23 protein-coding genes and 1 pseudogene are annotated in these 24,469 nt (G+C 72.6%); 11 read left to right on the top strand and 13 right to left on the bottom strand.

The features are described 5' to 3' along the window. From AB0J39_RS25660 to AB0J39_RS25640, 5 genes and pseudogenes are all read right to left on the bottom strand, one after another. A pseudogene (locus AB0J39_RS25660) lies at positions 1 to 983 on the bottom strand (ABC transporter permease); the annotation flags it as partial. After that, a complete protein-coding gene (locus tag AB0J39_RS25655; RefSeq protein WP_363468932.1) occupies positions 980 to 1,783 on the bottom strand; it encodes an ABC transporter ATP-binding protein in 804 nt (267 codons plus the stop codon). The pseudogene AB0J39_RS25660 and the gene AB0J39_RS25655, both read right to left, overlap by 4 nt. Beyond that, positions 1,780 to 2,316 carry a PadR family transcriptional regulator gene (locus tag AB0J39_RS25650; RefSeq protein ID WP_363468930.1) on the bottom strand — a complete coding sequence of 179 codons (537 nt, stop codon included), beginning with the start codon at positions 2,314 to 2,316 and terminating at the stop codon, positions 1,780 to 1,782. The genes AB0J39_RS25655 and AB0J39_RS25650 overlap by 4 nt, the downstream gene beginning before the upstream one ends. A gap of 108 nt (positions 2,317 to 2,424) precedes the next feature. After that, complete coding sequence (locus tag AB0J39_RS25645; RefSeq protein WP_169985145.1) at positions 2,425 to 2,631, bottom strand: hypothetical protein; 207 nt, start codon at positions 2,629 to 2,631, stop codon at positions 2,425 to 2,427. Then, positions 2,621 to 4,510 carry a PspC domain-containing protein gene (locus tag AB0J39_RS25640; RefSeq protein WP_363468928.1) on the bottom strand — a complete coding sequence of 630 codons (1,890 nt, stop codon included), beginning with the start codon at positions 4,508 to 4,510 and terminating at the stop codon, positions 2,621 to 2,623. The genes AB0J39_RS25645 and AB0J39_RS25640 overlap by 11 nt, the downstream gene beginning before the upstream one ends. 134 nt (positions 4,511 to 4,644) lie before the next feature. On the opposite strand from AB0J39_RS25640, the gene AB0J39_RS25635 reads away from it, so the two are divergent. From AB0J39_RS25635 to AB0J39_RS25615, 5 genes are all read left to right on the top strand, one after another. Next, positions 4,645 to 5,829, top strand: a complete 1,185-nt coding sequence (locus AB0J39_RS25635) for a PspC domain-containing protein (RefSeq protein WP_363468926.1) — start codon at positions 4,645 to 4,647, stop codon at positions 5,827 to 5,829. Then, a complete protein-coding gene (locus tag AB0J39_RS25630) occupies positions 5,826 to 6,464 on the top strand; it encodes a response regulator transcription factor (protein WP_169985309.1) in 639 nt (212 codons plus the stop codon). The genes AB0J39_RS25635 and AB0J39_RS25630 overlap by 4 nt, the downstream gene beginning before the upstream one ends. Before the next feature lie 44 nt (positions 6,465 to 6,508). Next, a complete protein-coding gene (locus tag AB0J39_RS25625) occupies positions 6,509 to 7,969 on the top strand; it encodes a glutamate--cysteine ligase (RefSeq protein WP_363468925.1) in 1,461 nt (486 codons plus the stop codon). Positions 7,970 to 8,039: 70 nt separating this feature from the next. After that, complete coding sequence (locus tag AB0J39_RS25620) at positions 8,040 to 8,729, top strand: neutral zinc metallopeptidase (RefSeq protein WP_363468923.1); 690 nt, start codon at positions 8,040 to 8,042, stop codon at positions 8,727 to 8,729. Positions 8,730 to 8,780: 51 nt separating this feature from the next. Beyond that, positions 8,781 to 9,551 (top strand): CPBP family glutamic-type intramembrane protease, encoded by a 771-nt coding sequence (locus AB0J39_RS25615; protein ID WP_363468921.1) that lies wholly within the window; start codon positions 8,781 to 8,783, stop codon positions 9,549 to 9,551. Here AB0J39_RS25615 and AB0J39_RS25610 read toward each other — a convergent pair. The 4 genes from AB0J39_RS25610 to AB0J39_RS25595 all read right to left on the bottom strand — a co-directional run bounded on the left by AB0J39_RS25610 (position 9,515) and on the right by AB0J39_RS25595 (position 12,754). After that, positions 9,515 to 10,192 carry a response regulator transcription factor gene (locus AB0J39_RS25610; protein ID WP_363468919.1) on the bottom strand — a complete coding sequence of 226 codons (678 nt, stop codon included), beginning with the start codon at positions 10,190 to 10,192 and terminating at the stop codon, positions 9,515 to 9,517. The genes AB0J39_RS25615 and AB0J39_RS25610 overlap by 37 nt on opposite strands. Next, positions 10,189 to 11,379, bottom strand: coding sequence for a sensor histidine kinase (locus AB0J39_RS25605; RefSeq protein WP_363468917.1), 1,191 nt, complete (start codon positions 11,377 to 11,379; stop codon positions 10,189 to 10,191). The genes AB0J39_RS25610 and AB0J39_RS25605 overlap by 4 nt, the downstream gene beginning before the upstream one ends. A 9-nt stretch (positions 11,380 to 11,388) precedes the next feature. Further along, positions 11,389 to 11,883, bottom strand: a complete 495-nt coding sequence (locus tag AB0J39_RS25600; protein ID WP_363468916.1) for a hypothetical protein — start codon at positions 11,881 to 11,883, stop codon at positions 11,389 to 11,391. 136 nt (positions 11,884 to 12,019) lie between these two features. Continuing rightward, a complete protein-coding gene (locus AB0J39_RS25595; protein ID WP_363468914.1) occupies positions 12,020 to 12,754 on the bottom strand; it encodes a PIG-L deacetylase family protein in 735 nt (244 codons plus the stop codon). Positions 12,755 to 12,803: 49 nt separating this feature from the next. Between AB0J39_RS25595 and pcrA the strand changes: the two genes are divergently transcribed. Continuing rightward, positions 12,804 to 15,077, top strand: a complete 2,274-nt coding sequence (gene pcrA / locus AB0J39_RS25590; protein WP_363468912.1) for a DNA helicase PcrA — start codon at positions 12,804 to 12,806, stop codon at positions 15,075 to 15,077. Positions 15,078 to 15,373: 296 nt separating this feature from the next. Here pcrA and AB0J39_RS25585 read toward each other — a convergent pair whose 3' ends face one another. Continuing rightward, positions 15,374 to 16,276 carry a hypothetical protein gene (locus AB0J39_RS25585; RefSeq protein ID WP_363468910.1) on the bottom strand — a complete coding sequence of 301 codons (903 nt, stop codon included), beginning with the start codon at positions 16,274 to 16,276 and terminating at the stop codon, positions 15,374 to 15,376. A gap of 173 nt (positions 16,277 to 16,449) precedes the next feature. On the opposite strand from AB0J39_RS25585, the gene AB0J39_RS25580 reads away from it, so the two are divergent. The 5 genes from AB0J39_RS25580 to AB0J39_RS25560 all read left to right on the top strand — a co-directional run bounded on the left by AB0J39_RS25580 (position 16,450) and on the right by AB0J39_RS25560 (position 21,417). Next, positions 16,450 to 16,896 carry a MarR family transcriptional regulator gene (locus AB0J39_RS25580; RefSeq protein ID WP_363468908.1) on the top strand — a complete coding sequence of 149 codons (447 nt, stop codon included), beginning with the start codon at positions 16,450 to 16,452 and terminating at the stop codon, positions 16,894 to 16,896. Positions 16,897 to 16,984: 88 nt separating this feature from the next. Then, a complete protein-coding gene (locus tag AB0J39_RS25575) occupies positions 16,985 to 17,386 on the top strand; it encodes a cobalamin B12-binding domain-containing protein (RefSeq protein ID WP_363468906.1) in 402 nt (133 codons plus the stop codon). 157 nt (positions 17,387 to 17,543) lie between these two features. Beyond that, a complete protein-coding gene (gene sucC, locus AB0J39_RS25570; protein WP_363468905.1) occupies positions 17,544 to 18,725 on the top strand; it encodes an ADP-forming succinate--CoA ligase subunit beta in 1,182 nt (393 codons plus the stop codon). Further along, the gene (sucD, locus tag AB0J39_RS25565; RefSeq protein WP_363468904.1) at positions 18,725 to 19,600 is read left to right on the top strand and encodes a succinate--CoA ligase subunit alpha; all 876 of its coding nucleotides are present in this window, start codon (positions 18,725 to 18,727) and stop codon (positions 19,598 to 19,600) included. Before sucC ends, sucD begins: the two co-directional genes overlap by 1 nt. A 176-nt stretch (positions 19,601 to 19,776) precedes the next feature. After that, the gene (locus tag AB0J39_RS25560) at positions 19,777 to 21,417 is read left to right on the top strand and encodes a DUF6350 family protein (RefSeq protein ID WP_363468902.1); all 1,641 of its coding nucleotides are present in this window, start codon (positions 19,777 to 19,779) and stop codon (positions 21,415 to 21,417) included. Here AB0J39_RS25560 and AB0J39_RS25555 read toward each other — a convergent pair. The 3 genes from AB0J39_RS25555 to AB0J39_RS25545 form a co-directional block, all read right to left on the bottom strand. Further along, positions 21,396 to 21,791 (bottom strand): MerR family transcriptional regulator, encoded by a 396-nt coding sequence (locus AB0J39_RS25555; RefSeq protein WP_363468900.1) that lies wholly within the window; start codon positions 21,789 to 21,791, stop codon positions 21,396 to 21,398. The two genes, AB0J39_RS25560 and AB0J39_RS25555, sit on opposite strands and share 22 nt — an antisense overlap. 13 nt (positions 21,792 to 21,804) lie before the next feature. Next, positions 21,805 to 22,836: an NADP-dependent oxidoreductase gene (locus tag AB0J39_RS25550; protein WP_363468898.1), complete on the bottom strand. Its 1,032-nt coding sequence runs from the start codon at positions 22,834 to 22,836 to the stop codon at positions 21,805 to 21,807. 103 nt (positions 22,837 to 22,939) lie between these two features. Then, positions 22,940 to 24,373, bottom strand: a complete 1,434-nt coding sequence (locus AB0J39_RS25545) for an APC family permease (RefSeq protein WP_363468896.1) — start codon at positions 24,371 to 24,373, stop codon at positions 22,940 to 22,942. Positions 24,374 to 24,469 lie beyond the last annotated feature (96 nt).

The raw sequence follows: 24,469 nt of genomic DNA, 5'->3' as shown, positions 1-24,469 counted from the left end.
GCGACGCCGAAGAGCAGGCCGTCGGCCAGTGCGATCATGCGGAGCTGCGCGGGGGAGCCGCCCTGCGCGGCGGCGAGCGCGAACTCGCGGGCCCGGCGCCGTCGGCCGACTGCGAAGGCCGGCCCGGCCGCGAGGACGACCTGCAACAGCGCGATCTCGGTCCACGGGAGCACGGGCAGGGTGGAGGAGTCGACTCTCAGGTCGTAGCGCGGCTCGGCCGCCGAAGCGCGTTCGACCTCCGCCCGGCTGACGACCAGAAGGCCGCGAGCGTTGAGCCGCCGGACGTCGGCCCACGACAGCGGGCGGGGTGTGTCCACGAGCCAGCTGTGCGTCAGATGACCCGGATCGGCGAGTTCGAAGGCGGATTCGGGCAGGCTGCCGGGAAAGGCGACGACGTCGGGCCACATCCCGGTCGCCGCGAACAGGGCGACGCCGACGATCCGCAGCGGCCGCCGGTCATCCCCGGCGAGGAGCGTCGCGCCCGGCCTCATTTGCGCGTCGAGCCTGGTGGCGGAGATGACGGCCTCACCGGGAGCCACGGGAATCCTGCCCTCCGTGAGCCGGAAGGTGCCCAGGGACATCGGGTCGCGCAGATCCAGCTGCCGGATGGTGCCCGTCTCGTAGCCTCCGGGGGCGAGATAACGGACGAACTGCTGTGACACCGGAATCAGACGGCTGCCGGGGAGGAGCCCGGCGATCTCCGCCCGTGTGTACGGCGTGACGTTCGTGCGACGCGCCGCGTGGACCTCCCCTCCCCACACGTCCTGGCTGATATCCAACCCGTGGGCGCCCTGCACCAGCGCGTCGGCCCGGCCGAGTGCGTAGTGCCCGTGCTGCTCGGCGAACATGGTGGCCAGGGCGGTCAGCGCGAAGGTGGCCACGGCGACGGGCAGCGCGAGCATCGCGAGGATCAGCGCGCTGCGTCCTTTGGCGCGCCAGGCGGTGCGGCGCGAGATCCGCAGCGCCGCGCGCAGGCCCCTCATCGGGCGCTCACCGCGCCCAGACCGCCCAAGCCGTCCGTGCCGTCCGTGCCGCCCGCGTCTGTGCCGTCTGTGCCGTCCACGCCGGACGAGTCGGTGATCCGTCCGTCCCTGAGGAAGACGACGCGGTCGGCCCAGGCCGCGTAGCGGGGCTCGTGCGTGACCAGCAGCACGGCCGCCCCCGCGTCGGCGCGCTGCCGGAGCACCTGGACGATCTCGTCGCCGGTCCGGGTGTCGAGGGCGCCGGTCGGCTCGTCCGCGAGGAGCAGGCGGCGCTCGCCGACGAGCGCCCGGGCGATGGCGGCCCGCTGCCGCTGCCCGCCCGACAGATCGTCGGGGAACCGGTCGCCCAGGTCCGCGAGGCCGATCTCCTCCAGCACCTCCATCGCTTCCCGCCTGGCCTGCGCCGTACGGACGCCGTCCAGCTCGCGCGGCAGCGCGACGTTCTCGGCGACCGTCAGCGACGGAATGAGGTTGAGGTCCTGGAAGACGTATCCGGCGCTCCGGCGGCGCAACTCCGCCAGCCGCTTGGGCGACAGTGCGCGCAGTTCGCGGCCTTCGAGGAGCACGGACCCCTCCGTCGGGCGGTCGAGCCCGCCGGCGAGGTTGAGCAGGGTGGACTTCCCGGACCCGGACGGGCCCATGACCGCGACCAGCTCGCCGGCGTGGACGTCCAGGCTGACGCCTCCCAGGGCGGTCACGGCCTGTGCTCCCTCGCCGTGGACGCGTACGACACCGGTCAGACGGACGACCGGGTGGCCGTCCGGTTCGGGTAACCGGCCCGGAGATCGGTCTTCGGTCACGGATTCTCCTCGGAGGGACGGGCGAGGACGGTTTCGCAGTGGTCGAGCCAGCGCTGCTCGGCCTCGGCATGAAAGATCATCGACTCGACGACCAGGCGTTGTGCGGTCTCGGCGGAGGCGTCGAGGCTCCGCTTGGCGCGGGTGAGCTCCTGCAGGCCACGCATCGTCGCCGACCGCTGGGCCCGGATGACCGCCGCCACGTCCACGCCGGGCGTGGTGACGGCCATCGCGAGCTTGATGACGAGCTCGTCGCGCGGCCGGTCGGCCCGGGAGACGGGTTTGGCGAACCACCGGCCGAGCTCGTCGCGGCCTTCGGGGGTGATGGCGTACCGGACCCGGCCCTGCTCGTCCCGGTCGCCCTGGTCGTCGCGAGCCACCAAGCCGTCGCGTTCGAGGCGGGACAGCGTCGTGTAGACCTGCCCGATGTTCAGCGGCCAGGTCGTCGCCGTGGACGCCTCGAATTCGGCCCTGAGCTGGTAGCCGTAGCGCGGGCCCCGGCTGAGCAGAGCGAGCAGGCCGTGTCGTACCGACATAAATACTCAGTATGCATACTGAGTATGCTCCTGTCAGCGGTTCGCCGGGAAATGCCGAACAGCCGGCACCGCGCGGACGCGGCACCGGCCGGAAGCGAGATCAGCGGATCAGCGGCGGATGACCTTGGCGAGGATGGCCACGAAGGCCGCGAAGCCGAGCCCTCCGACGAGGATGGGCGCCATGACGACCGCGTCGGGGTCGGGCCCGGTCAGATAGCGGATGCCCATGCCGATGAACAGCAGGCCGCACAGCAGGGACATCCAGTCCGTACGGTGCACCCGGCGCGGGCGCTCGGGCCGGGACTCACGCGGCACGGCGCACCTCCACGTCGCCGAGTCCGGCCTTGACGTGCAGCTCGATCGTGGGCGCGTCGCCCTCGACGGGCGTCTCCGGCTCCAGGATGCGGTCGAAGCGCACGTCGGTGCCGTCCTCGACCTTGTGGTCGATCTTCACCTCGCCCAGCTTGGCCGAGCCGTGCACCTCGACGCGGGCGGAGGACGGGACGATCACCGTGAGCTGTCCCAGCGACACCGAGGCGTCGAACCTGACCCGGCCGCCCGGCTTGAGCGTGACGTCGCTGAGGTCGAGCTTGCCCTCGCCGATCCCCAGCTCGTACGTGCCGGGCGACTGGACGGAGCCGACGGGGTGCCAGACGAAGCTGCCGATCTTGCGGGGGATGCCGTTCATGGTCGAGCTCCCCACCAGTACGAGGGCCACGATCGTCCCGGCGGCGACGAGCCCAGCGCCCCGGCCGAACCACGTCGCCACCAGCAGGCCCGCCCCGATCGTGACGAGGACCGCCCCCCCGACGACCGGTAGGCCGACCGTGCCCGAGCCGGTCCGCTCCATGGTGACCAAGATCCCTCCAACGATCAGGGCGAGGCAGATGGTGAGGCCGCCGACGAACGACCGGGGACGCCTGGGCTTCGGCGGCCGCGGAGGCGGCGGCGTCGCAGGCGTGTAGGGGCCCGGCGCGTAGGGCGAGCCGTAGGGCTGGCGCGGCTCCCGCATCGTGTAGGGGCCGTGCGGGGCGAAGGGCTCTCCCGATCCGTATCCGTGGCCCCCGGCTCGGTGCCCCAGCGCGCCGTGCCGGGCGTTCTCGGCGCCACCGTGGCCGTACGTGCCCTCCCGCGCCTCGCGGGCCAGGTCGGACAGCCGCCGGTAGCCGTCGCCGGCCGGATGCGCGGAGACGGAGGGTCCCGGTGATCCGGGCGCCCAGCCGGACGGCGCCCCGTGGCGGTCCGATCCCTGGTGGGCCTGGCCGGGCACGTCCGCACCGGGCACGTCCGCACCGGGCACGTCCGCGCCGGAGCCGATCGGGCCGGGGGCGTTCGGGCCGGGGGCGTTCGGGCCGGGCGCGGGCTCCGCGGCCAGACGGGCGACGGATTCGAAGGGCCGGGTCGGCGGGTCGCCGTCGGCGCGCGCCGCCGCGTCCCCGGCGACGGCCTCCTGGACCAGCGTGTCGTCCACGGCCGCCCCCATGACGGTCGTGTCGTGGATCGCGGTGTCGTCCGCGGTCGCGCCGGGGGCGGCCGGGCCGGGCTCCGCGGATCCCGTCGCGGGCGCCTGCCCGGCGGCGCCGGGCGGCGTCGGCGCGGGCGTCTCCCGCAGCGGCGTCTCCCGCAGCGGCGCTCCCGCCCCGGGCACGCCGGCCCCGTACGGCTCCCGCGCGGGCGGCGGAGCGAAGGGCGCGAAATTCGGGGCGGCACGGGTCATGCCGCGCCGTCCGGTCGCCCGGTCGGGCATCGACTTGGCCATCGTCAGCAGGTCGACGCCGCGCGCGTGAGCGGCCATCAGCACGATGGCCAGCAGCGTGCCGACCACGATCGTGCCGCGGTTGATCCCCCCGGAGGCGACGTTGATGATCAGGCCGAACGCGAAGACCGCGGCGAGCAGCGCGAGCACGGTCTCGGCGTCGAACAGCCGCCGGGTCCACTGCTCCAGGTGGCCGGGGCCGCCGTCCGGCTGGCGCATCAGCAGGAACGCCGCGACGTACAGCAGGACGCCGGTGCCGGAGGCGAGGACCAGCACCGCGAAACCGACCCGGAAGAGCACGGGGTCCATGCCCGTGAACCTGCCGAGGCCCGCGCAGACACCCGTGATCATGCGACCGTCCCGGGAGCGGCACAGCACCTTCTCGGATTCGGGCGGGCCGGCTGGATCGGAAGCGGGGGTCGATGGTGCCTCGGTCATGGTCCCATCCTGGCGTCGCCCGCCGTACCCCTGCCATCGGGGGAACCCCTGACTCGTCCCCGACCCCTCAGGGACGGCGTCAGGGCATGCCCTGATGCGCTTATGGCCGGTGACGTGTGACGATGCTTCCCGAGATGTCTGAGATGCCTAACGCCCCAGCGGCGTACCCCCGGATGGTCCGGCCCCTTCCCGGCCGGGTGGTCGCGGGCGTCGCGCAGGGCGCCGCCGCCCAACTGCGGCTCGACCCCGTCGTGCTGCGTCTCGCGTTCGTGCTGCTCACCGTCGTGGACGGGCTGGGCCTCGTGGCGTACGCCGCGCTGTGGATGTTCACCCCCAAGGAGGAGGTGAAGGGCCGCGAGCCGGCCCGCGACTGGGGCCAGCTCGCCGCGTACGGCGTGCTGTGGCTGGCCCTGGCGAGCTTCGCCTGGCTGACGGGCGCCTCCAGCGGCGGGTTCGGCATGTGGCCGATCGCGGTCGGCGGCATCGGCGCGCTGATCCTGTGGCAGCAGGCCGATCCGGGACGGCGGCAGCGGTGGATGTCGGGCGCGGTCAAGCAGGTCAGCACGACCTGGGTGCGCACCGGCATCGGGGCGCTGCTCGTCGTCGTGGGCGCGATCGGCTTCCTGGCCGCGAGCGGCGAGCTGGCCAAGGCCAGTACCGGGCTCGTGTTCACCGCGGTCGTCGTCGGCGGCATGCTGATGATCGCCGCGCCCTGGCTGGCCTCGCTCGTCAAGGAGCTTCAGCGTGAGCGCACCGAGCGCATCAGGCAGGAGGAGCGGGCCGAGGTGGCCGCCCACGTCCACGACTCGGTGCTGCACACGCTCACCCTGATCCAGCGCAACGCGCACGACGCGCGGGAGGTCGCCAGGCTCGCCCGGTCGCAGGAGCGGGAGCTGCGCAACTGGCTGTACCAGCCCAAGCAGGACGCCGACGCCTCTCTCGCCGCGGCCGTACGGCGGGTCGCGGCCGAGGAGGAGGACGCCCACGGCGTGCAGATCGAGGTCGTCTGCGTGGGCGACTGCGAGCTGGACGAGGGCCTGGTGGCCCTGCTGCACGCCGCCCGGCAGGCGATGGTCAACGCGTGCAAATACAGTGGGGCTCCGACCGTCTCCGTCTACGCCGAGGTCGAGCCCGACGAGGTGACGGTGTTCATCCGGGACCGGGGCAAGGGCTTCGTGCTCGACGACGTCCCCGGGGACCGGATGGGCATCCGCCAGTCGATCATCGGCAGGATGGAGCGCAACGGGGGAAGCGCCCGGGTCAGGACCGAGCCCGGCGACGGAACCGAGGTCATGCTGACCATGAAGAGGGAAAAATGAAGACCGTACGCGTGCTCATCGTCGACGACCACCGGCTGTTCCGCTCCGGCGTACGAGCCGAGCTCGGGCCCTCGATCCAGGTGATCGGCGAGGCCGAGGACGTGGAGTCGGCCGTGAAGGCGATCGCCGAGCTGGAGCCCGACGTGGTGCTGCTCGACGTGCACATGCCGGGCGGCGGCGGCCAGGAGGTGCTGCGGCGCGTGCTCGGCTCGGGCTCGCAGGTGCGTTTCCTCGCCCTTTCGGTGTCGGACGCGGCCGAGGACGTGATCGGGGTCATCCGGGGCGGCGCCCGGGGCTATGTGACCAAGACGATCAGCGGCACCGAGCTGACCGACGCGATCATCCGCGTGTCCGAGGGCGACGCGGTCTTCTCGCCGCGGCTGGCCGGCTTCGTCCTCGACGCGTTCGCCTCGACGGAGGCCCCGCCCATCGACCCGGAGCTCGACTCGCTCACCCAGCGGGAGCGCGAGGTGCTGCGGCTGATCGCCCGGGGCTACGCCTACAAGGAGATCGCCAAGGAGCTGTTCATCTCGGTGAAGACCGTCGAGACGCACGTGTCGAGCGTGCTGCGCAAGCTGCAGCTGTCCAACCGTCACGAGCTGTCGCGCTGGGCCACCGCACGACGTCTGGTCTGAACCCCGTCTGGTGCGATCGCCCTCCGGCGTGCGACGCTCGATGAATGGGCCGTGACGTACCCTCCGTCTCCTTCACCCGGGAGGACCGCCGTCGCTACCGGGACAAGGTGAAGCTGTCGCTGGACGTCCTGGACGAGATGCTGCGGGAGTCGCGGTTCGGGTTCGACCGGCCCCAGATGGGCCTGGAGATCGAGCTGAACCTGGTCGACTCCCGGGGCGAGCCGGCGATGAAGAACGCCGAGGTCCTGGCCGCCATCGCCGAGCCCGACTGGGCGACGGAGCTGGGGCAGTTCAACGTCGAGATCAACATCCCGCCGCAGGTGCTGTCCGGCGAGGGCAGCCGCCTGCTGGAGGAGTCCGTACGGCTGCGCCTCAACCGGGCGCAGGAGCGGGCGGCGCGGGTCGGCGGGCAGCTCATGCTGGTCGGCATCCTGCCGACGCTGCGCGAGACCGACGTCAGCGAGGGGACGCTGTCGGCCAACCCTCGCTACAAGCTGCTGAACGAGCAGATCTTCGCCGCCCGGGGCGAGGACCTGCACCTCATGATCGAGGGGGTGGACCGGCTCGACACCTACGCCGACAGCATCACCCCCGAGGCGGCGTGCACGAGCGTGCAGCTCCACCTGCAGGTCAGCCCCGGGACCTTCGCCGACCACTGGAACGCGGCCCAGGTCATCGCCGGTCCGCAGGTCGCGGTGGCGGCCAACTCGCCGTACCTGTTCGGCAAGGAGCTGTGGCGCGAGACCAGGATCAGCCTGTTCGAGCAGGCCACCGACACCCGGCCCGAGGAGCTGAAGGCCCAGGGCGTGCGGCCGCGCGTGTGGTTCGGGGAACGGTGGATCACGTCGGTCTTCGACCTGTTCGAGGAGAACGTCCGGTACTTCCCCGCGCTGCTGCCCCTGTGCGAGGAGGAGGACCCGAGGCAGGTGCTGGACGAGGGCGGGGTGCCCGAGCTGCACGAGCTGCGGCTGCACAACGGCACCGTCTACCGGTGGAACCGGCCCGTCTACGACGTCTCGGACGGCGTCCCCCACCTGCGGGTGGAGAACCGCGTGCTGCCGGCCGGGCCGACGGTGGTCGACATCGCGGCCAACGCCGCCTTCTACTACGGGCTCATGCGCGTGCTTCCCTCGGCCGAGCGGCCCGTGTGGACGCGCATGTCCTTCGCCGCCGCGGAGGACAACCTCCGCAACGCCGCGAGGTACGGCCTCGACGCCCGCCTCTACTGGCCGGGCCTGGGGGAGGTGCCCGCCGCCGAGCTGATCCTGCGCAGGCTGCTGCCGATGGCCTACCACGGGCTCGACCTGTGGGAGGTCGACCCGGTCCAGCGCGACCGGCTGCTCGGCATCATCGAGCGGCGCTGCGTGACCGGCCGTACGGGCGCGGACTGGCAGGTCAGGACGGCCCGCGCGTTCGGCGGCGACCACGAGGCGCTGCGTCGCATGACCCTGCGCTACCTGCAGCACATGCACACCAACGAGCCCGTCCACACCTGGGGTATGTGAAGTTCCCGGATCGGTGACCGGCATGGGCGGCGCGCAAATTTTTGTCGCCTAAATGGGTAGCCAGACGGAAATGACCCGCCGTGTACTCGCCGCCTTCCTGCTAGCAGTGACCCTGCTCGCCTCCTGCGGCACGCTCACCGGTTCCCCGCCCGATCGGGCGCAGCCGGGCGACGCGGCGTCCGGGGGGAGGACGCCCTGCGCCGGCGACGGCGACGACTTCCCCGGCGACATCAAGCTCGCCCGCTGCCTCACCGAGTGGTTCTGGTCGCGCCGCTTCCGGGAGAGCGGGGAGACGTACCGCCCGATCACCCGCTTCGTGGCCTACCGGGGGAGCGGCGGCCCCGCCTGCGGTGGTCAGCCGGCCGTGCCCGAGAACGCCTTCTACTGCCCGTACGGCCACTTCATCGCCTACGACGCGGCCTGGCTGGAGGCGATGTACGACCGGATGGGCGACGGGGCGGTCTACGTGGTGATCCCGCACGAACTGGGACACGCCGTGCAGGCGCAGCTCGTCGAGGACTTCCGCTTCAACGTGGAGCGGGAGCTTCAGGCCGACTGCTACGCGGGCGCCTCGCTGAGCGGCCTGATCCGCGTGGGGGCGCTGAACGCGGAGCAGGGCGACGAGGAGGAACTGCTCACCAACATCCGCGCGGCGGGCGACCCCACCGACGTCTGGTGGGCGCCGGACGCCCACGGATCGCCCGAGTTGCGCCAGCAGTACTTCGCCCACGGCTACAACGAGGGTGTGGGGACCTGCTGAGGCGTCGTACGGCATGCTGACGGGGGCGTCGACGGTGGGGACGGAGGACGGGTGAAGCCTGCGCTGGTGGGATGTCTCGGGGTGCTCGCGGCGGCGAACGTGCTCAACAACCGGGTCGCCAGGCGGTGGGCGCCGGTGACCTCGGCGGTCGCGACGGGGGCACTGCTGGTGCTGGCCCGGCGCGAGGGGCTGACCTGGCACGAGCTGGGCTTCCGGGACGCCCGCGCGGGCGCCGTGTCCGGGGGCGCGCTCGCCGCGGGTGTCGCGGCCGTGTACGCGGCCGGCGTGGCGCTGCCCCGCACCCGCGCGCTGTTCCAGGACGAGCGCGCGCTGGCGCTGCCGCGCCGCCGGGTGCTGGAGGAGGCCCTGGTGCAGGTGCCGTTCGGGACCGTGCTGCTGGAGGAGGCGGGCTTCCGCGGCGTGCTGCCCGCCGTGCTCGGCCGCTCGCTCCCGGCCGGTACGGCGGTCGCCGCATCGGCCGCGCTGTTCGGGCTGTGGCACGTGCTGCCCGCGATGGACATGGCCCGGGCCAACCCGGCCCTCGGCCGCCTGGCCGCCGGGGAGACCCCGGACGAGGCCTGTCCGGAACCCGGCCCGGTGGACGGGCGGCGGGGTGGCCGGGTGGAGACGGGACGGCTCGTGGCGGGGACGGTGGTGTCCACCGCGCTCGCCGGGCTCGTGTTCCACGGGCTGCGCCACCGCGCCGGGCTGCTCGCGCCCGCGCTGCTCCACCTCGCGACGAACTCCCTGGGCTACGCCGCCGCCCGGGTGGCCCGCCGGCTGGATCAGCCCTCGCCGGGGCCGGCCAGGCCGGTCCGGTAGGCGTACGCGACCGCTTGGGCCCGGTCCCGGAGACGGGCCTTGGCGAAGAGGTTGTTGATGTGCGTCTTGACCGTGGCCTCGCTGATGAACAGAGCGTTGGCGATCTCGGCGTTGGACAGGCCACGGGCGATGAGCCGCAGGACCTCCGCCTCGCGCGGCGTCAGCCCGTCCGGCGGCGGGGGAGCCGGCGCGGCGGCCGGGCCGGGCGTTTCCGGGGCCGGGGCGGTGACGGCGCTCAGGAGACGGCGCTGCACGCCGGGGTCGAGCTGGGCGTCGCCGTTCATCACCGTGGTCACGGCGCGGGCGATCTCCTCGGCGTCCGCGCTCTTGGTGAGGAAGCCGCGCGCCCCGGCCCGCAGCGCGGCGAAGACCGACTCGTCGTCGGTGTACGTCGTGAGCACCACGACCTGGGTGTCCGGGAAGCCGGTCCGGATCCTGCGGGTGGCCTCCACACCGTCCACGCGGGGCATGCGCAGGTCCATGAGCACCACGTCGGGCCGCTCGTCAGCGACCAGGCGGAGCGCGGCCTCGCCGTCGGCCGCCGACCCCACCACCTCTATCTCCGGCAGCAGGCCGAGCAGCAGCACGAGCCCGTCGCGCACCACGGCCTGGTCGTCCACCACCAGCACGCGGGCGGTCACGCCGGCACCCGCAGCCTGACCCGGAAGCCGTCCTCCACCTCGCCGGCCTCCAGGGTGCCGCCGAGAAGCTCGGCCCGTTCGCGCATGCCCACGAGACCGTATCCTCCACCCGGCGTTCCCGGCGCGTCACTCGGGGGGTTGACGACCTCCAGTTCGCACTCGGCGCCGCGGAAGTCCAGGCGTACGGCGACGGGGGAGCCGGGCGCGTGCCGCCGCACGTTGGTGACGGCCTCCTGCGCGGTACGGATCATCGCGAGCTCGATCTCCGGGGGCAGGCGGCGTCGCGGGCCGCGGATGTCGAGCGTGCACTCCCTGCCCGTGGCCTCGCGGAACTCCTCGACGAGCGCGTCCAGCGCGGCGGGGAGCGGCGGGGTGTCGTCCCGCAGCGCCGCGACGGCCCTGCGGGCCTCCTCCAGGCCGTTCTTGGCCAGCTCGCGGGCGCGTTCGACCCGGTCGAGCGCCTCCTCGGACCGGTCGGCGCGCAGCAGCAGCCGGGCGCCCTCGAGATGCACGATCTGCGCGGACAGGGAGTGCGCGAGGATGTCGTGGATCTCCCTGGCGATCCTGGCGCGTTCGGCCAGCACGGCCTCGCCCGCCTGCGCGGCGGTCGCGGCCCTGCGCTGCCTGATCGCGTAGGCGACCGTGAAGACCACGCAGAGCGAGACGCCCAGGCTGACGCCCCGATCGGCCGGTCCCGCGGGGGCCACGGGTGACATGAAGCCCATGGTGACCGCCCCGAGCCCCGCCAGGGCGAGCAGCAGGATCGGCAGCGACCGGCTGAGCGGATGCCGTACGGCCGCCGCTCCGGTGGCGAACATGACCACGGCGACGGCCGGGCTGCCACCCTTCGAGACCGCGTCGAGGACGAGGGCCGGCACGATGACGAGGCCGAGAAGAACGGCCTGCGCGCGACCCGTGTCCCGGCGGCGCGGGAACACGGCCGGCCACAGCCGGAGCACGATCATCATGGCCAGGACGACGGCGACGGCGGCCGTCAGCACGGTGACGGCGAGCCGCTCGCCCGTCAGGCCGAATCCCGGTGCGGTGGTCGCCTGCCCGCCGATCAGCATCGCGGTGACCGCCGCCAGCAGGCACCCGCCGGCGATCGCGTTCCTGCGGTGGGCCTCCGAGCCTCCCCGGCTCCCGACCGGGTGGCCGGGAGGGCGCGAGCGGTCACGTCTGAGCACGTCCCGACGTTAGCGGGCCGCCTGGAGACCGGGGACGGCGGTGCCGGGCAGGGCGCTCGCCCGGCGGGCGACCATGAGGAACTGCACGCCGAGGGTCACCCCGATGAACAGGAGCATGGAGCCCTGGGACGAGTTCACGCCGAGGACGGCGGTCAGGAAGATCATCGCGACCCGGACGGCGATGGAACCCACCCATGCGAGCAGCGTCATGACGGTGCCCTGCGACCACGCCACGCCGTGCTGGTCGCGCCAGACGCGGGTGGTCGCCGCCCGCAGCGCGCCGAGACCCACGGCCACGAGGAGCCCCGCGGCGAGCAGGGCGACGGCGAGCACCGGGTGGAGGGGGTCGACGAGCCTGTCCCCGTCGGCGGCGAGCCCGGCCAGGACCAGGGCCGCGGAGATGATCAGGCCGACGCGCCTGGCGGCGGGTCGCGGCGTCATCTGCCGGTAGATCACGAGGGCGACCGCGGCGAGGGCGATGACGATGATCTGCGCTGTCTGCATGCGTAGAACCGTAGGAAGAACGGACGCGGAGCGGATCGGCGCCAGGGTGGAAAGCGGGGGTGGAGAACCGGGCGGGCAGGGCCGCTGAGCGGCCGATCTCCACCCCCGGGTGGACGGAGGGCCCCGGGGCGGGGGTTCAGGCGGTGACGACCCGCTGGAACGCCTCCGCGTACGAGCCCTCGGGGAGGCCCGCGGCGGCGGCGTGGCCGGCGAGCCAGCCCTTGACCATGCCGTCCAGGTCGGGGATGTGCGCGGTCTGGCTCTCGTGCGCGCGCAGCGCCGCGATCTTGCGGTCCACCGTGGAGGTGACGTCGACGTAGTGGTCGACGGTCATCCCACCCGTGAGCCACACCTCGCGGACGGTCCAGGCCTCGAGGCCCTCGTCGGCCAGCAGCTCGGGGAAGGCGTACGGGTTGCGCGCGTCGGGGTAGACCGCGTCGAGGGTGGCGCCGCCGACCGCGCGGTGGTCGGGGTGGCTGGGGCCGAGCCGTTCGTAGTTCCGGTCGGGGCTCGAGGTGACGACCAGGTCGGGCCGCACCTGGCGGATCACCCGGGTGATGTCCCGCCGCAGACCGAGCGTCTGCTCGACCGTGCCGTCCTGGTAGCCCAGGAAGCGCAGGTCGCCGACGCCCACGCACTTGGCCGCGGCGGTCTGCTCGGCGCGGCGCAGCGCGGCCATGCCGCCGTTGTCCACCGCCCGGTCGAATCCGCCCGCGTCGCCATCCGTGACCAGGCAGTACACGACCTCCGCGCCGGAGTCGGTCAGTCTGGCGACCGTTCCCGCGCCGCCGAAGTCGATGTCGTCGGGGTGCGCGACGACCACCAGGACCTTCTTGATTTCCGCCTCGTCCAGCACGAGCAGCCTCCTCATGGTGTGGCACATCACCTTAAACGTGACTTGCCGGGCGAGTGGGCCCCGGATGTCGGTGCGCGGCCATAACCTAAGGAGAGTGTCCACCCGAGCCGCCACTCATCCATTGCTCGACGGCCTCAACCCGCAGCAGCGGGACGCCGTCACCCACCAGGGCAGTCCGCTGCTGATCGTCGCCGGGGCCGGCTCCGGGAAGACCAGGGTGCTCACGCACCGTGTCGCGTACCTGCTGGCGGAGCGCGGCGTCCAGCCGGGGGAGATCCTCGCGATCACCTTCACCAACAAGGCCGCCCGCGAGATGAAGGAGCGGGTCGACAAGCTCGTCGGGCCGCGGTCCAGGGCCATGTGGGTCATGACGTTCCACAGCGCCTGCGTGCGGATCCTGCGGCGCGAGGCGAAGCGCCTGGGCTTCACCTCCAGCTTCTCGATCTACGACCAGGCCGACTCCCAGCGGCTCATGGCGATGGTGTGCCGCGAGCTCGACCTCGACCCCAAGCGCTACCCGCCGCGGTCCTTCTCGGCCCAGGTCAGCAACTTCAAGAACGAGCTGATCGACTACGAGACGGCGGCCGACCGCGCCTCGACCCATCTGGAGCGCACGCTCGCGGAGGCGTACCGCACCTACCAGCGGCGGCTCACCGAGGCCGGCGCGATGGACTTCGACGACCTGATCATGCTGACGGTCACGCTGTTCCAGCTCTTCCCCGAGGTGGCCGAGCACTACCGGCGGCGGTTCCGGCACGTGATGGTCGACGAGTACCAGGACACCAACCACGCGCAGTACATGCTGATCCGCGAACTGGTCGGCCGGCCCGAGGTGCGCACCGCCGACGGCGACGTGGTGCGGGAGGGCGTCGAGCCGTCGGAGCTGGTGGTCGTCGGCGACGCGGACCAGTCGATCTACGCCTTCCGCGGCGCGACGATCCGCAACATCCTGGAGTTCGAGCGCGACTACCCGGAGGCGCGGACGATCCTGCTGGAGCAGAACTACCGCTCCACGCAGACGATCCTGAACGCCGCCAACTCGGTCATCTCCCGCAACGAGGGCCGCAAGCCGAAGAACCTGTGGTCCGACCAGGGCGCGGGGGCGAAGATCATCGGCTACGTCGCCGACAACGAGCACGACGAGGCCATGTTCGTCGCGCAGGAGGTCGACCGGCTCGGCGACGACCACGGGGTCACCCCCGGCGACGTGGCAATCTTCTACCGCACGAACGCCGCGTCCCGGGTGTTCGAGGAGATCTTCATCCGCACCGGCCTGCCGTACAAGGTCGTGGGCGGGGTGCGGTTCTACGAGCGCAAGGAGGTCAAGGACCTGCTCGCCTACCTGCGGGTCCTGGCCAACCCGAACGACACGGTCTCGCTGCGGCGCATCCTCAACGTGCCCAAGCGCGGCATCGGCGACCGTGCCGAGGCGATGGTGGAGGCGTTCGCCAATCGCGAGCGCATCGGCTTCTGGGAGGCGCTGCGCCGGGCCGACGAGGCGCCGGGGGTGGCCACCCGCTCGCTCAACGCGATCCGCGACTTCGTCGCCCTGCTGGACGAGCTGCGCGCCAAGGAGCTTCCGTTATCGGACCTGGCGGAGGAGGTGCTGAGCGCCACCGGCTACCGGACGGAGCTGGAGACCTCGGGCGACCCGCAGGACGAGAGCCGGCTGGAGAACCTCAACGAGCTGATCTCGGTGGCCGCCGAGTTCGAGGAGGCCAACCCGGAGGGCACGCTCGTCGACTTCCTGGAGCAGGTCTCGCTGGTCGCCGACGCCGACCAGATCCCCGACGGCGACGACCACGGCGGGGTGGTCACGCTGATGACGCTGCACACCGCCAAGGGCCTGGAGTTCCCCGTGGTGTTCCTCACGGGCATGGAGGACGGCGTCTTCCCGCACATGCGCTCGCTCAACGACCCGAAGGAGCTGGAGGAGGAGCGCAGGCTGGCGTACGTCGGCATCACCCGGGCCAAGGAGCGGCTCTACCTGTCGAGGTCGGCGGTCCGCTCGGCGTGGGGCGCGCCGTCGTTCAACCCCGCCTCGCGCTTCCTGTCGGAGGTGCCGGGCGACCTGCTCGACTGGCGCGGCGACCCGGGCAAGACCGCCTGGTCCGCCGCGACCTCCCGCCCGGCCGCCCGTACGGCTCCCGCGCAGAGGACCGGCGGCCGGCAGGTGCCGAACCTGTCGCCGGGCGACCGGGTCACCCACGACACCTTCGGGCTCGGCACGGTGGTGGCGGTGGACGGCCAGGCCGAGAAGACGCGTGTGAAGATCGACTTCGGTAGCGAGGGTGAGAAGACCCTGCTGCTCGCCTACGCCCCGATCGACAAGCTCTGATCGACAAGCTCTGATCGACAGCTCTGATCGACAACTTTTGTTCGGCAGGCTCTGACCCGTCTCCGCTCGCCGCCGGGCGCTGCCGCAGTCCCCGGCGGTCGCCGCCTGAGCGGTGGACGCTGTTTGAGCGGTGGACGCGCCGCCCGGGGACGCGGCCGACGGGGTGGAGCGAAACGGCCGGCCCTGGGTGTGATCACCCGGGACCGGCCGCCTGTGGCCCTCGCCGCGCGCGGGGTTCGGCCGCGCGGAGTTCAGCCGTGCCTCAGCCGTGCCTCAGCCGTGCCCGATCGTGCGGATCAGTCGGGCAGGATCACGGGGCCCTGCGTGTCCGGCAGGTCGCTGTCGAGCTCGCTCAGGTTGGCGACCTGGCTCCTCGGCGGCGCCTTGACCGTGACCTTCCTGCCCCAGCCGGCGAACGTGGTGACGTCGGACAGGGTGAAGGTGACCGACTTGCCCTCGACCTTCGACTTCAGGTCGGCGGTGGCCGAGACGCGGCGGACGAGCTGGTCGGAGCCGACCCACAGCTTCCAGGACACCACGGTCTTGCCGGGGTTGCTCCCCAGGCCGGCGAGGCCGTCCTTCAGGCCCGGGCTGACCTTCATGAGCTGCCCCAAGGTGATGGTGCCGCGGTAGAGCGTGGTCTTCGCGCCGTTGACGCTGCCGCCCGGCCCCTTGGCCTTGGTGGTCGCGAGGACCGCCTTGAGGCTGCGCCAGTCGGCGGCGTTGAAGTAGCCGCCCGCGCTCAGCGCGGAGTCCGGCCGCTGGCCGGGGATCCGCACCCAGGTCTTGCCCTCCGGAAGCAGGTCCGCGAAGACGCCGCCGGAGTAGTAGACGGTCCTGCCGATGACGATCGTGCGGACGGGGTCCTCCGCGCCCTTCAGGTCCTCGTCCTCCTCCTTCAGCAGGTCGCTGTACTTGACCTTCTGCGTGCTGTCGGCGGCGGCGATGCCGGACCGGCCGAAGGCGTAGCCGCCGTTCGAGGTGACCTTGATGGCCGGGATGCCGAGGATGCTCATCGTGCTCGTGGAGACGTACCGCACGCCGTGTCCGGCGACGAACTGCTTGCGGAGCGCCGCCACCGGGTCGGCGGCGGGGGCCGGCGCCTGCGCCGAGGTCTGAGCCTGCGCGGGGGCGGCGACGGCGGGCGCCACGAGCGCGGCCGTCGCGGCGCACGCCAGCGCCATGATTGCTCGCTTCAAAGTGATTCCTCCCGTAAGTGCCCTCATGATCGAGAGGGCAGCCCGGAAATCTTCGCGGCTCATGATCACAAGACAGTTACGAAAATCCACATTTCCTGTGAGTTTTCAGCTAGTGGGCCGGTATGCGGGCTGATTATTATTTCGCCGCGAAATGTTCGTAGCGAAAGGACGCCATGGAGGAGAACGCGGCGGTGGAGGAGATATCCCGGCTCTACCCCGCCGTCCACCGGCGACTGCGCACGTCCGGTCGCCTGCTTCCGGGCCGCGATCTCACCGCCCGAATGGTGTCGGTCCTGCGTCACCTGGTGTCGTACGGGCCGCTCACCGTGGGCGACCTGGCCGGGCGTCTGCGGCTGTCGCGGGCCGCGACCACCGAACTCCTCGACCGCGTCGAGGGCCGGGGTCTGGTCGCGCGGGTGCGTGACCAGCGCGACCGGCGGCGCGTCTACGTCCGGATCACCGAGGCGGGGCGTGCCGCCGCCGGCGGCGCGGGCCGCGACGACGCCGGGCGCGACGACGACCCGCTCGCGGCGGCCGTGCGCACGATGACGCCGCAGGAGAGGCAGGGGCTCGTGGACGGCCTGCGCGCGCTGCTCCGGGACGGTCCGGCGGGCGGCTGACCGGCTCCGGAGACGGGGGCCGTTCCGCGGGGAGGCGGCGCGCGGCGGTTACGCTTCGGGCAGCGAGCACCATCTGCGGGAGGTCTTCATGGCAGGCAGGATTCGGGTCGTCGTCGCGAAGCCGGGGCTCGACGGGCACGACCGCGGGGTGAAGGTGGTGGCGCGGGCGCTGCGCGACGCGGGCATGGAGGTCATCTACACGGGACTGCACCAGACCCCGGAGCAGATCGTCCGTACGGCGATCCAGGAGGACGCGGCGGCCATCGGGCTGTCCATCCTGTCCGGCGCCCACATGACGCTGTTCGCCCGGCTCTTCGAGGTGCTGCGCGAGGAGGGGGCCGAGGACATCGTGGTGTTCGGCGGTGGGATCATCCCCGATGCCGACATTCCCGAACTGCACACGATGGGAGTCGCCAGGATCTTCACGCCCGGGTCCACGACCCAGGAGATCGTGGAATGGGTGCGTTCGGCGGTTCCAGCCACCGTTTAGGCATTTTGCCCAACCTTGCCGTACTTGAGGGTTGTTGGCAAGGCGTCAGTGGGACCCGATGACGTGGTCACGCCGCCACGGGGACTAGGCTTCATGCGCGGAAACGCCGGGCGGGACGACGGCGCCCGGCCTCGGACATCAAAAGGGACGGACCCTCGTGGACCTGTTCGAACATCAGGCGAAGGAGCTCTTCGCGGAGTACGGCATCCCGGTGCCGCGCGGAATCGTCGCGCACACCGCGGAGGAGGCGCGGGCGGCTGCCGAGCAGCTCACCGGACGCGTTGTCGTCAAGGCCCAGGTCAAGACCGGCGGGCGCGGCAAGGCCGGCGGCGTGAAGGTGGCCGACGACGCCGCCGACGCGCACGCGAAGGCGGCGCAGATCCTCGGCATGGACATCAAGGGCCACACGGTCCACAAGGTCCTGATCGAGGAGGCCAGCCAGATCGCGGAGGAGTACTACTTCTCCTTCCTCCTCGACCGCGCCAACCGCACCTTCCTCGCCATCTGCTCCGCCTCGGGCGGCATGGACATCGAGGAGGTCGCGCACACCGCGCCGGAGAAGGTGGCGAAGGTGCCGGTCAGCCCGCTGACGGGCGTCGACCGCGGCACGGCCCGCGAGATCGCGGTGGCCGGCGGCCTGCCGCAGCAGGCGCTGGACGGCGCCGCCGAGCTGATCGAGAAGCTGTGGGCGGTGTTCGTCGACGAGGACGCCTCGCTCGTCGAGGTCAACCCGATGATCCTGTCGGCCGACGGCCAGGTGAAGGCGCTCGACGGCAAGGTCACCCTCGACGACAACGCGAACTTCCGCCAGGCGGAGCACGTCGCGTACGTCGACAAGGCCGCGGAGGACCCGCTGGAGGCCCGGGCCAAGGAGAAGCACCTCAACTACGTCAAGCTGGACGGCAACGTCGGCATCATCGGCAACGGCGCGGGCCTGGTCATGTCCACGCTCGACGTCGTGGCGTACGCGGGCGAGGAGTTCCCCGGACAGCCCAAGCCGGCCAACTTCCTCGACATCGGCGGTGGCGCCTCGGCCGAGGTCATGGCGAACGGACTGGAGATCATCCTGTCCGACCCGTCCGTGAAGTCGGTCTTCGTGAACGTCTTCGGCGGCATCACCGCCTGCGACGCGGTCGCCAACGGCATCGTCTCGGCCTTCCAGCTCCTGCAGAGCCGGGGCGAGGAAGTGACCCACCCGCTGGTCGTCCGCCTGGACGGCAACAACGCCGCTCTGGGGCGGCAGATCCTGGCCGACGCCGCGCTCCCGCGGGTCGAGCTGGTCGACACGATGGACGAAGCGGCCAAGCGCGCCGCAGAGCTCGCCGCGGTAGGTGCGTAATGGCTATCTGGCTCACCGAGAACAGCAAGATCATTGTTCAGGGCATGACCGGTGGTGAGGGCACCAAGCACACCCGCCGCATGCTCGCCGCCGGCGTCAAGGTCGTGGGCGGCGTGAACGCCCGCAAGGCCGGCATCACGCACGAGGGCCTGCCGGTCTTCGGCACGGTCAAGGAGGCCATGGAGCAGACGGGCGCCGACGTGTCCGTCGTCTTCGTGCCCCCGGCCGCCACCAAGGCCGCCGTACGCGAGGCCATCGACGCCGAGATCCCGCTGTGCGTGGTCATCACCGAGGGCGTGCCGGTCCACGACACGACCGAGTTCTGGGCGTACGCCGTCTCCAAGGGCAACAAGACCCGGATCATCGGGCCGAACTGCCCCGGCATCGCCTCGCCCGGCGCGTCCAACGCGGGCATCATCCCCGCCGACATCACCACCAAGGGCCGCGTCGGCCTGGTGTCGAAGTCGGGCACGCTGACCTACCAGCTCATGTACGAGCTGCGTGACATCGGCTTCTCCACCTGCGTCGGCATCGGCGGCGACCCGGTCATCGGCACGACGCACATCGACGCCCTCAAGGCGTTCCAGGAGGACCCGGAGACCGACGCGATCGTGATGATCGGCGAGATCGGCGGCGACGCCGAGGAGCGCGCCGCGGCCTACATCGACGAGCACGTGACCAAGCCGGTCGTCGCCTACGTGGCCGGATTCACCGCGCCCGAGGGCAAGACCATGGGCCACGCCGGCGCGATCGTGTCCGGCTCCGCCGGCACCGCCCAGGCCAAGAAGGAGGCCCTGGAGAAGGTCGGCGTCCGCGTCGGCCGCACTCCCAGCGAGACCGCCCGCCTCATGCGCGAGATCATGTCCAGCCGCTGATCGCGCACGCGCACGCTGTCGTCCGCGACCTTGCGCTCCCACCGCCGCGGCGGTGCGAGCGCAAGGTCGCGGTCGTCTCCGGCCCCTGCCGGGTAGGCGCGGCGATGCGTCCGGATTGCGTACTCCTCGGCGTGGCGGCGTGGAGGAGAGCGGCGGGGCTGGGATGATGCGGTAGCGTGACGGGCCTTCTCGATCAATTCAGGACCGCCCCCCGCGCCGTGCTCGGCCGGGGCGGCGACGACGAGGAGACCCGCCGTCCGCTCCCCGTCTCCGGCATGCTGGCCGCGGTCGGGACGCTCGGCGTCGGCCTCGCCGTGCTCACCACGGTCACGCTCATCGGCTGGATGGCCGCGCCCCGCGGGCCGTTCGGCGAGGGCCTGCCCGGCGTCTTCCGTACGGCCTGCCAGCTCTGGCTCGCCGCCCACCACGCCGGTTTCGCGATCCCCGGCGGCCGGGTGGGCCTGCTGCCCATCGGGCTGATGATCCTGCCCGGGGCGCTGCTCTACCGGGCCGGCCTGTGGATGGCGCGCGACGCCGACCTGCGGGTGCGGATGCCGGCCCGGCTGCCCAAGGGCACGCCCCGCGACGTCGAGAACGCCCGCCGCCGCGCCCAGCTCGTGCTCATCGCCCAGGCGGGCATCTCGCTGGCCGCGCCGTACGCGCTGCTCGCCGGGGTGATCGCCCTCGTCTCCGGCAACGAGGTCATGCGGCCGTTCCTCGGGGAGGCGCTGGTCAGCCATCTGCTGCTGGCCTTCGTCACCGGGTCGGTGGCCACCGCCCGCACGATCGGGCCGTGGCGGTCGATGCTGCGCCTGCTCCCCGAGCGGCCACGGTCGCTCGTCTCCGGTACGGCCGTCGCGATCTCGGTGATGCTCCTGGCCGGGGCCGTGCTGGTCCTCGGGGCAGTGGCCGTCAACTTCGCCAGGATCGAGCAGATGTCGGAGGTCCTCAGCCCCGGAGTGGTCGGCGGCCTCCTGCTCCTGCTCCTGGAGGTCCTCTACTTCTTCAACGCCGTGATCTGGGGCATGGCCTACATCTCGGGGCCGGGTTTCGCGGTGGGCGCCGGGACACTGGTCGCGCCCACCGGGGTCAAGCTGAGCGCGGTGCCCATGCTGCCGCTGCTGGGCGCCCTGCCGTCGTCCGGCGCGGCGCCCGCCTGGGTCATGGGCGTGATCGCCGTGCCGTTCGCGGCCGGGGCCGTCGCCGGCGTGGTGACGGCCCGGGTCGCCCCGACCCCGTCGTTCGAGGCCGCGCCCCTGTGGGGGTTCGTCTGCGGCGTCACCACCGGCCTCGTCGCCGGGACGCTCGCCGCGCTGTCGGGCGGCCCGCTCGGCGGTGCGGGTCTGGCCGCCGTCGGGCCGTCTCCCTGGGAGGTGGCGCTTTCGGTCGCGCTCGAGGTCGGCGTGGCCGCCGGCATCTCGGCCGGCATCGCCAACTGGTGGCTGATCTCCCGGAGGCCGGCCACCCCGCCCGAGCCGGTGCGGAAGGCCGGCGCCGTGATCGCCAAGGCGGCCGGCCGGGTCCGGCCCACCCGCGGCGCCCACCTGCCGGGCCACTGGCTGGACGCCACCGAGGCGGAGACGCAGCCGATTCCCGTGATCAGGGACGACTGGACCGACGAGCACGCCGCCGCGGCCGCCGAGACGTTCGACGACATGAGCGCGCGGCGGCCCCGGGCCACCTCCCGCGATTCCGGCAAACCGCGCAAGCCCGCGGCGAGTCCTCCGCCGAAGCCGCGCAAGGACATCGTGGACGAGACCGACGACCGCGGGGGTCACGTCATCTACGTCGATCCCTACGCCTGGGACCGCGACTGATCCGTCCCTGGCCGCTCGGCGACGGATGAGGCGAGGCGGTCCCGCAGGTCCGTCAGGCGGGCGATCTCGGCGTCCAGGGCGGCGATCCGGCGTTGCACGACACCGCTGCCTCCGGTGCAGCCGGGGCTGCCGTACGGCGGGAGCGTGTCGCCCTCCAGCAGGTCCAGGCGGTCGGCGCAGCGGGCGACGTCCTCGATGGTCAGGCCGAGGGCGAGCAGCTGCCGCACCAGGCGGATGCGGGCGATCTCCCGCGGGCCGTACTCGCGTTGGCCCGCCGGCGTACGCCGGGGCGGCGGGAGCACCCCGCGCTGCTCGTACAGGCGCAACGCGCGTGGGGTGGTCCCGGCCGCCGCCGCCGCGTCGCCGATCCGCATGGGGCCTCCTCGCTCAGGTCTCCACGACGACCGTTCCCACGTGCCGTCCGTCGAACAACTCGCGCAACGCCAGCGGCGCGCGTTCGATGCCCGCGATCCGGGCGTGGGGGAAGGTGACGGCGCCCGAGCGGAGCCAGGCGCCGAAGCGCTCCGTCCACTCGGCGCCGGTCTCGGCGTCGACGCCGGTGAAACCGCGGACGGTGATGTTCCTGGCGATGAGCTGGAAGGCGTCCAGCTCCACCGGGGCCGTCGTGCCGTCGGCCGCGGCCGACAGCTGGGTGGCCAGGGTGCCGACCACGACGAGGCGAGCGCCCGGCCGCGCCGCGGCCACCGCGGCCCGGAGCTGCTCGCCGCCGACGTTGTCGACGACCACGTCGACGCCGCCGGGCGCCGCCTCGGCCAGCTGTGCGCCGATGGGACCGCCGTCGCGGAGCACGACCGCGTCGTAGCCGAGCTCGGCGGTCATGCGCCCGGCCTTCGCCGGTGAACCGGTGCTGCCGATCACGCGTGCCGCGCCCAGCTGCCGGGCGATCTGCCCGGCGAGCGACCCGACGCCTCCGGCGCCCCCGGTGACGAAAACCGTCTCACCGGCGCGGAGGCGGGCGATCCGGGTCAGGGCGGCGTACGCGGTGGCGCCCGGCGCCAGGTGCGCGGCCGGGTCGGGCAGGGAGTCACCCAGTGGCGCGGAGGCGGGGACCGCGGCGTACTCGCGCCAGCCCCGGAAGTGCGTGACCAGATCGCCCGGACGCAGGCGGCCGCCTGTCGGGGCGGTGACGACCTCGCCGACGGCGGGGCCGAACAACGCGTCGCCGGGACGCAGCGGGGGGAAGGGCGTGCCCGGCACGCCTCCGGCGATCAGCGTCCGCAGCGAGGGGAAGACCTGGAACCAGCGGTTGCGCACCAGGACCTCGCCGGCCCCGGGCACGGGCAGCGGGACCTCGGCGACGGTCAGGTGCTCGGGGCCGGGGAGGCCGGACGGAACCTCGGCGAGCCGGATCTCCCGTGAGACGCGGGGCGGGGTTTCTGGCAGCGGGGTTTCTGGCATGGGAACTCCCACGGTGTCGGAGGGAACGCGCGGTGCGGCCGCGCGGCCCCGCGACGGTAACCCCTGACCCACGCGTCAAAGGCAAACGGGCACGGCGTGGTCGTCAGGCCATCTCGGCGAAGTCGGTCTCGGTCGTGCCGATGGTCTGGGCGACCGACGGCCGGGCCGCGCGGAGGTAGCCGTACCAGACGAGGGCCACGGCGACGGTGACGAGGAAGGCGAGGACCACGAAGTTCAGCGGCCAGGCCGGCCACGGCACGACGTTGACGTAGAAGACGTACGCCATGCCGACCACGGAGACGATCACGCACGGCCAGATGAGCCGCGCCCGCGCGCGCTCCCGCCGCAGGAAGATCGGCGCGGCGAGCGCGACGACGGCGTAGGCCACCATGTAGCCGTACGTGCCGTAGGTGTCGACGTTGACGACGATCTCCATGCCGTCCACACCGAGCGCGAAGAGCAGGGCGGTCAGGGCGACGGCGATCGGCGCGACCGCGAGGATCGCCCGATGCGGGGTCTGCTGGGTCCGGTGGGTCCGGCCGAGGGACGCGGGCAGCACGCCCTCCTTGCCCATGACGAAGACGATGCGGCCGATCACGTTGATCGGGGCGACCACGACCGCGAAGAACGACGCCGTGACGCCGAGGCTGAGCACCGGGCGGAACCAGCCGGGCATGCCGACGGCCACCGCGAGCTCGTCCAGCGGGTTGCCGCTCGTGCCCAGGTCACCCAGGGCGCGGTAGCCCGCGACCTGCGTGTACGAGGCGAAGATGTACAGCAGGCCGACGCCCGCGGCGCTCCACATGATGGCCCGGGGAATCGCCTTGAAGGGGTTGCGCGCCTCGCGGCCGAGGGCGTCGGAGCTGGAGAAGCCGACGAACCCGAGGATCGCCAGCACCATGCCGACCGCGATGCCGTGCGGCGTGGCGCCGTCGAGGCTGAGCTGGCTGCTGTCGAAGACCGGCCCGTCCCCGGCGAACAGCACGATGACCAGCATCACCGTGATGATCGCGATCGAGATGACCTCCAGGACGAGCGAGATGCGCGCCGACATCCGGATGCCCCACACGGTGAACAGCGTGGCGAGACCGCCGATCACGATCGCGAGCACGACGTTCCACAGCGTGTTGTCGATCGTCAGCCCGATCCCGGACAGGAAGGCGTTGAAGTGGTAGACGGCGCCGGCCAGGGAGCCGGACGCGATGCCGAAACACCCGATGATCAGCGTGATGCCGGTGACGTACGCGCCGAGCGGGCCGAGCCCCTGGGCGGCGTAGTTGTACAGCGAGCCGGCCGAGGCCCGGCGCTTGGCGAACTGGGAGATGCAGTAGCCGACGGCGAGGATGACCACGGTGGCGAGGGTGAACGACAGCCAGGACGCGTTGCCTGCGCTGGCGAAGATTCCGGCCACGGAGAACGCGATGACCGCGCTCGGGGCGATGTTGGCGATGGCCTGGGCGACGACCTCGCCGCCCGACATCGCCCCGCGCCGCAGCCCGTGCCCGTGCTGGCGGTGGGAGGCGGTGGTCTGTGTCATGCGGGGTTTCCTTGTACGAACGGGGCCTCGGCGAGCCGGAGGCGCGGACGGGCGGCAGGGCCCGGACCCGCGGCGGCGGATCCGGGCGCGGGCGGT

The sequence above is a fragment of the Microbispora sp. NPDC049633 genome (assembly GCF_040675265.1).
Lineage (GTDB): Bacteria > Actinomycetota > Actinomycetes > Streptosporangiales > Streptosporangiaceae > Microbispora > Microbispora maris.
The sequence above is the reverse complement of the archived record's forward strand: the minus strand, read 5'-3'. Positions and strand labels throughout refer to the sequence as shown.

Coding starts and splice junctions, on each gene's coding strand:
- AB0J39_RS25550 (WP_363468898.1), bottom strand. CDS start 22,836: ATGCCAGAAACCCCGCTGCCAGAAACCCCGCCCCGCGTCTCACGGGAG.
- AB0J39_RS25640 (WP_363468928.1), bottom strand. CDS start 4,510: ATGACCGAGGCACCATCGACCCCCGCTTCCGATCCAGCCGGCCCGCCC.
- AB0J39_RS25620 (WP_363468923.1), top strand. CDS start 8,040: ATGACCCGCCGTGTACTCGCCGCCTTCCTGCTAGCAGTGACCCTGCTC.
- AB0J39_RS25650 (WP_363468930.1), bottom strand. CDS start 2,316: ATGTCGGTACGACACGGCCTGCTCGCTCTGCTCAGCCGGGGCCCGCGC.
- pcrA (WP_363468912.1), top strand. CDS start 12,804: ATGTCGGTGCGCGGCCATAACCTAAGGAGAGTGTCCACCCGAGCCGCC.
- AB0J39_RS25600 (WP_363468916.1), bottom strand. CDS start 11,883: ATGCAGACAGCGCAGATCATCGTCATCGCCCTCGCCGCGGTCGCCCTC.
- AB0J39_RS25580 (WP_363468908.1), top strand. CDS start 16,450: ATGGAGGAGAACGCGGCGGTGGAGGAGATATCCCGGCTCTACCCCGCC.
- AB0J39_RS25575 (WP_363468906.1), top strand. CDS start 16,985: ATGGCAGGCAGGATTCGGGTCGTCGTCGCGAAGCCGGGGCTCGACGGG.
- AB0J39_RS25555 (WP_363468900.1), bottom strand. CDS start 21,791: ATGCGGATCGGCGACGCGGCGGCGGCGGCCGGGACCACCCCACGCGCG.
- sucD (WP_363468904.1), top strand. CDS start 18,725: ATGGCTATCTGGCTCACCGAGAACAGCAAGATCATTGTTCAGGGCATG.
- AB0J39_RS25635 (WP_363468926.1), top strand. CDS start 4,645: ATGTCTGAGATGCCTAACGCCCCAGCGGCGTACCCCCGGATGGTCCGG.
- AB0J39_RS25630 (WP_169985309.1), top strand. CDS start 5,826: ATGAAGACCGTACGCGTGCTCATCGTCGACGACCACCGGCTGTTCCGC.
- AB0J39_RS25595 (WP_363468914.1), bottom strand. CDS start 12,754: ATGAGGAGGCTGCTCGTGCTGGACGAGGCGGAAATCAAGAAGGTCCTG.
- AB0J39_RS25625 (WP_363468925.1), top strand. CDS start 6,509: ATGGGCCGTGACGTACCCTCCGTCTCCTTCACCCGGGAGGACCGCCGT.
- AB0J39_RS25545 (WP_363468896.1), bottom strand. CDS start 24,373: ATGACACAGACCACCGCCTCCCACCGCCAGCACGGGCACGGGCTGCGG.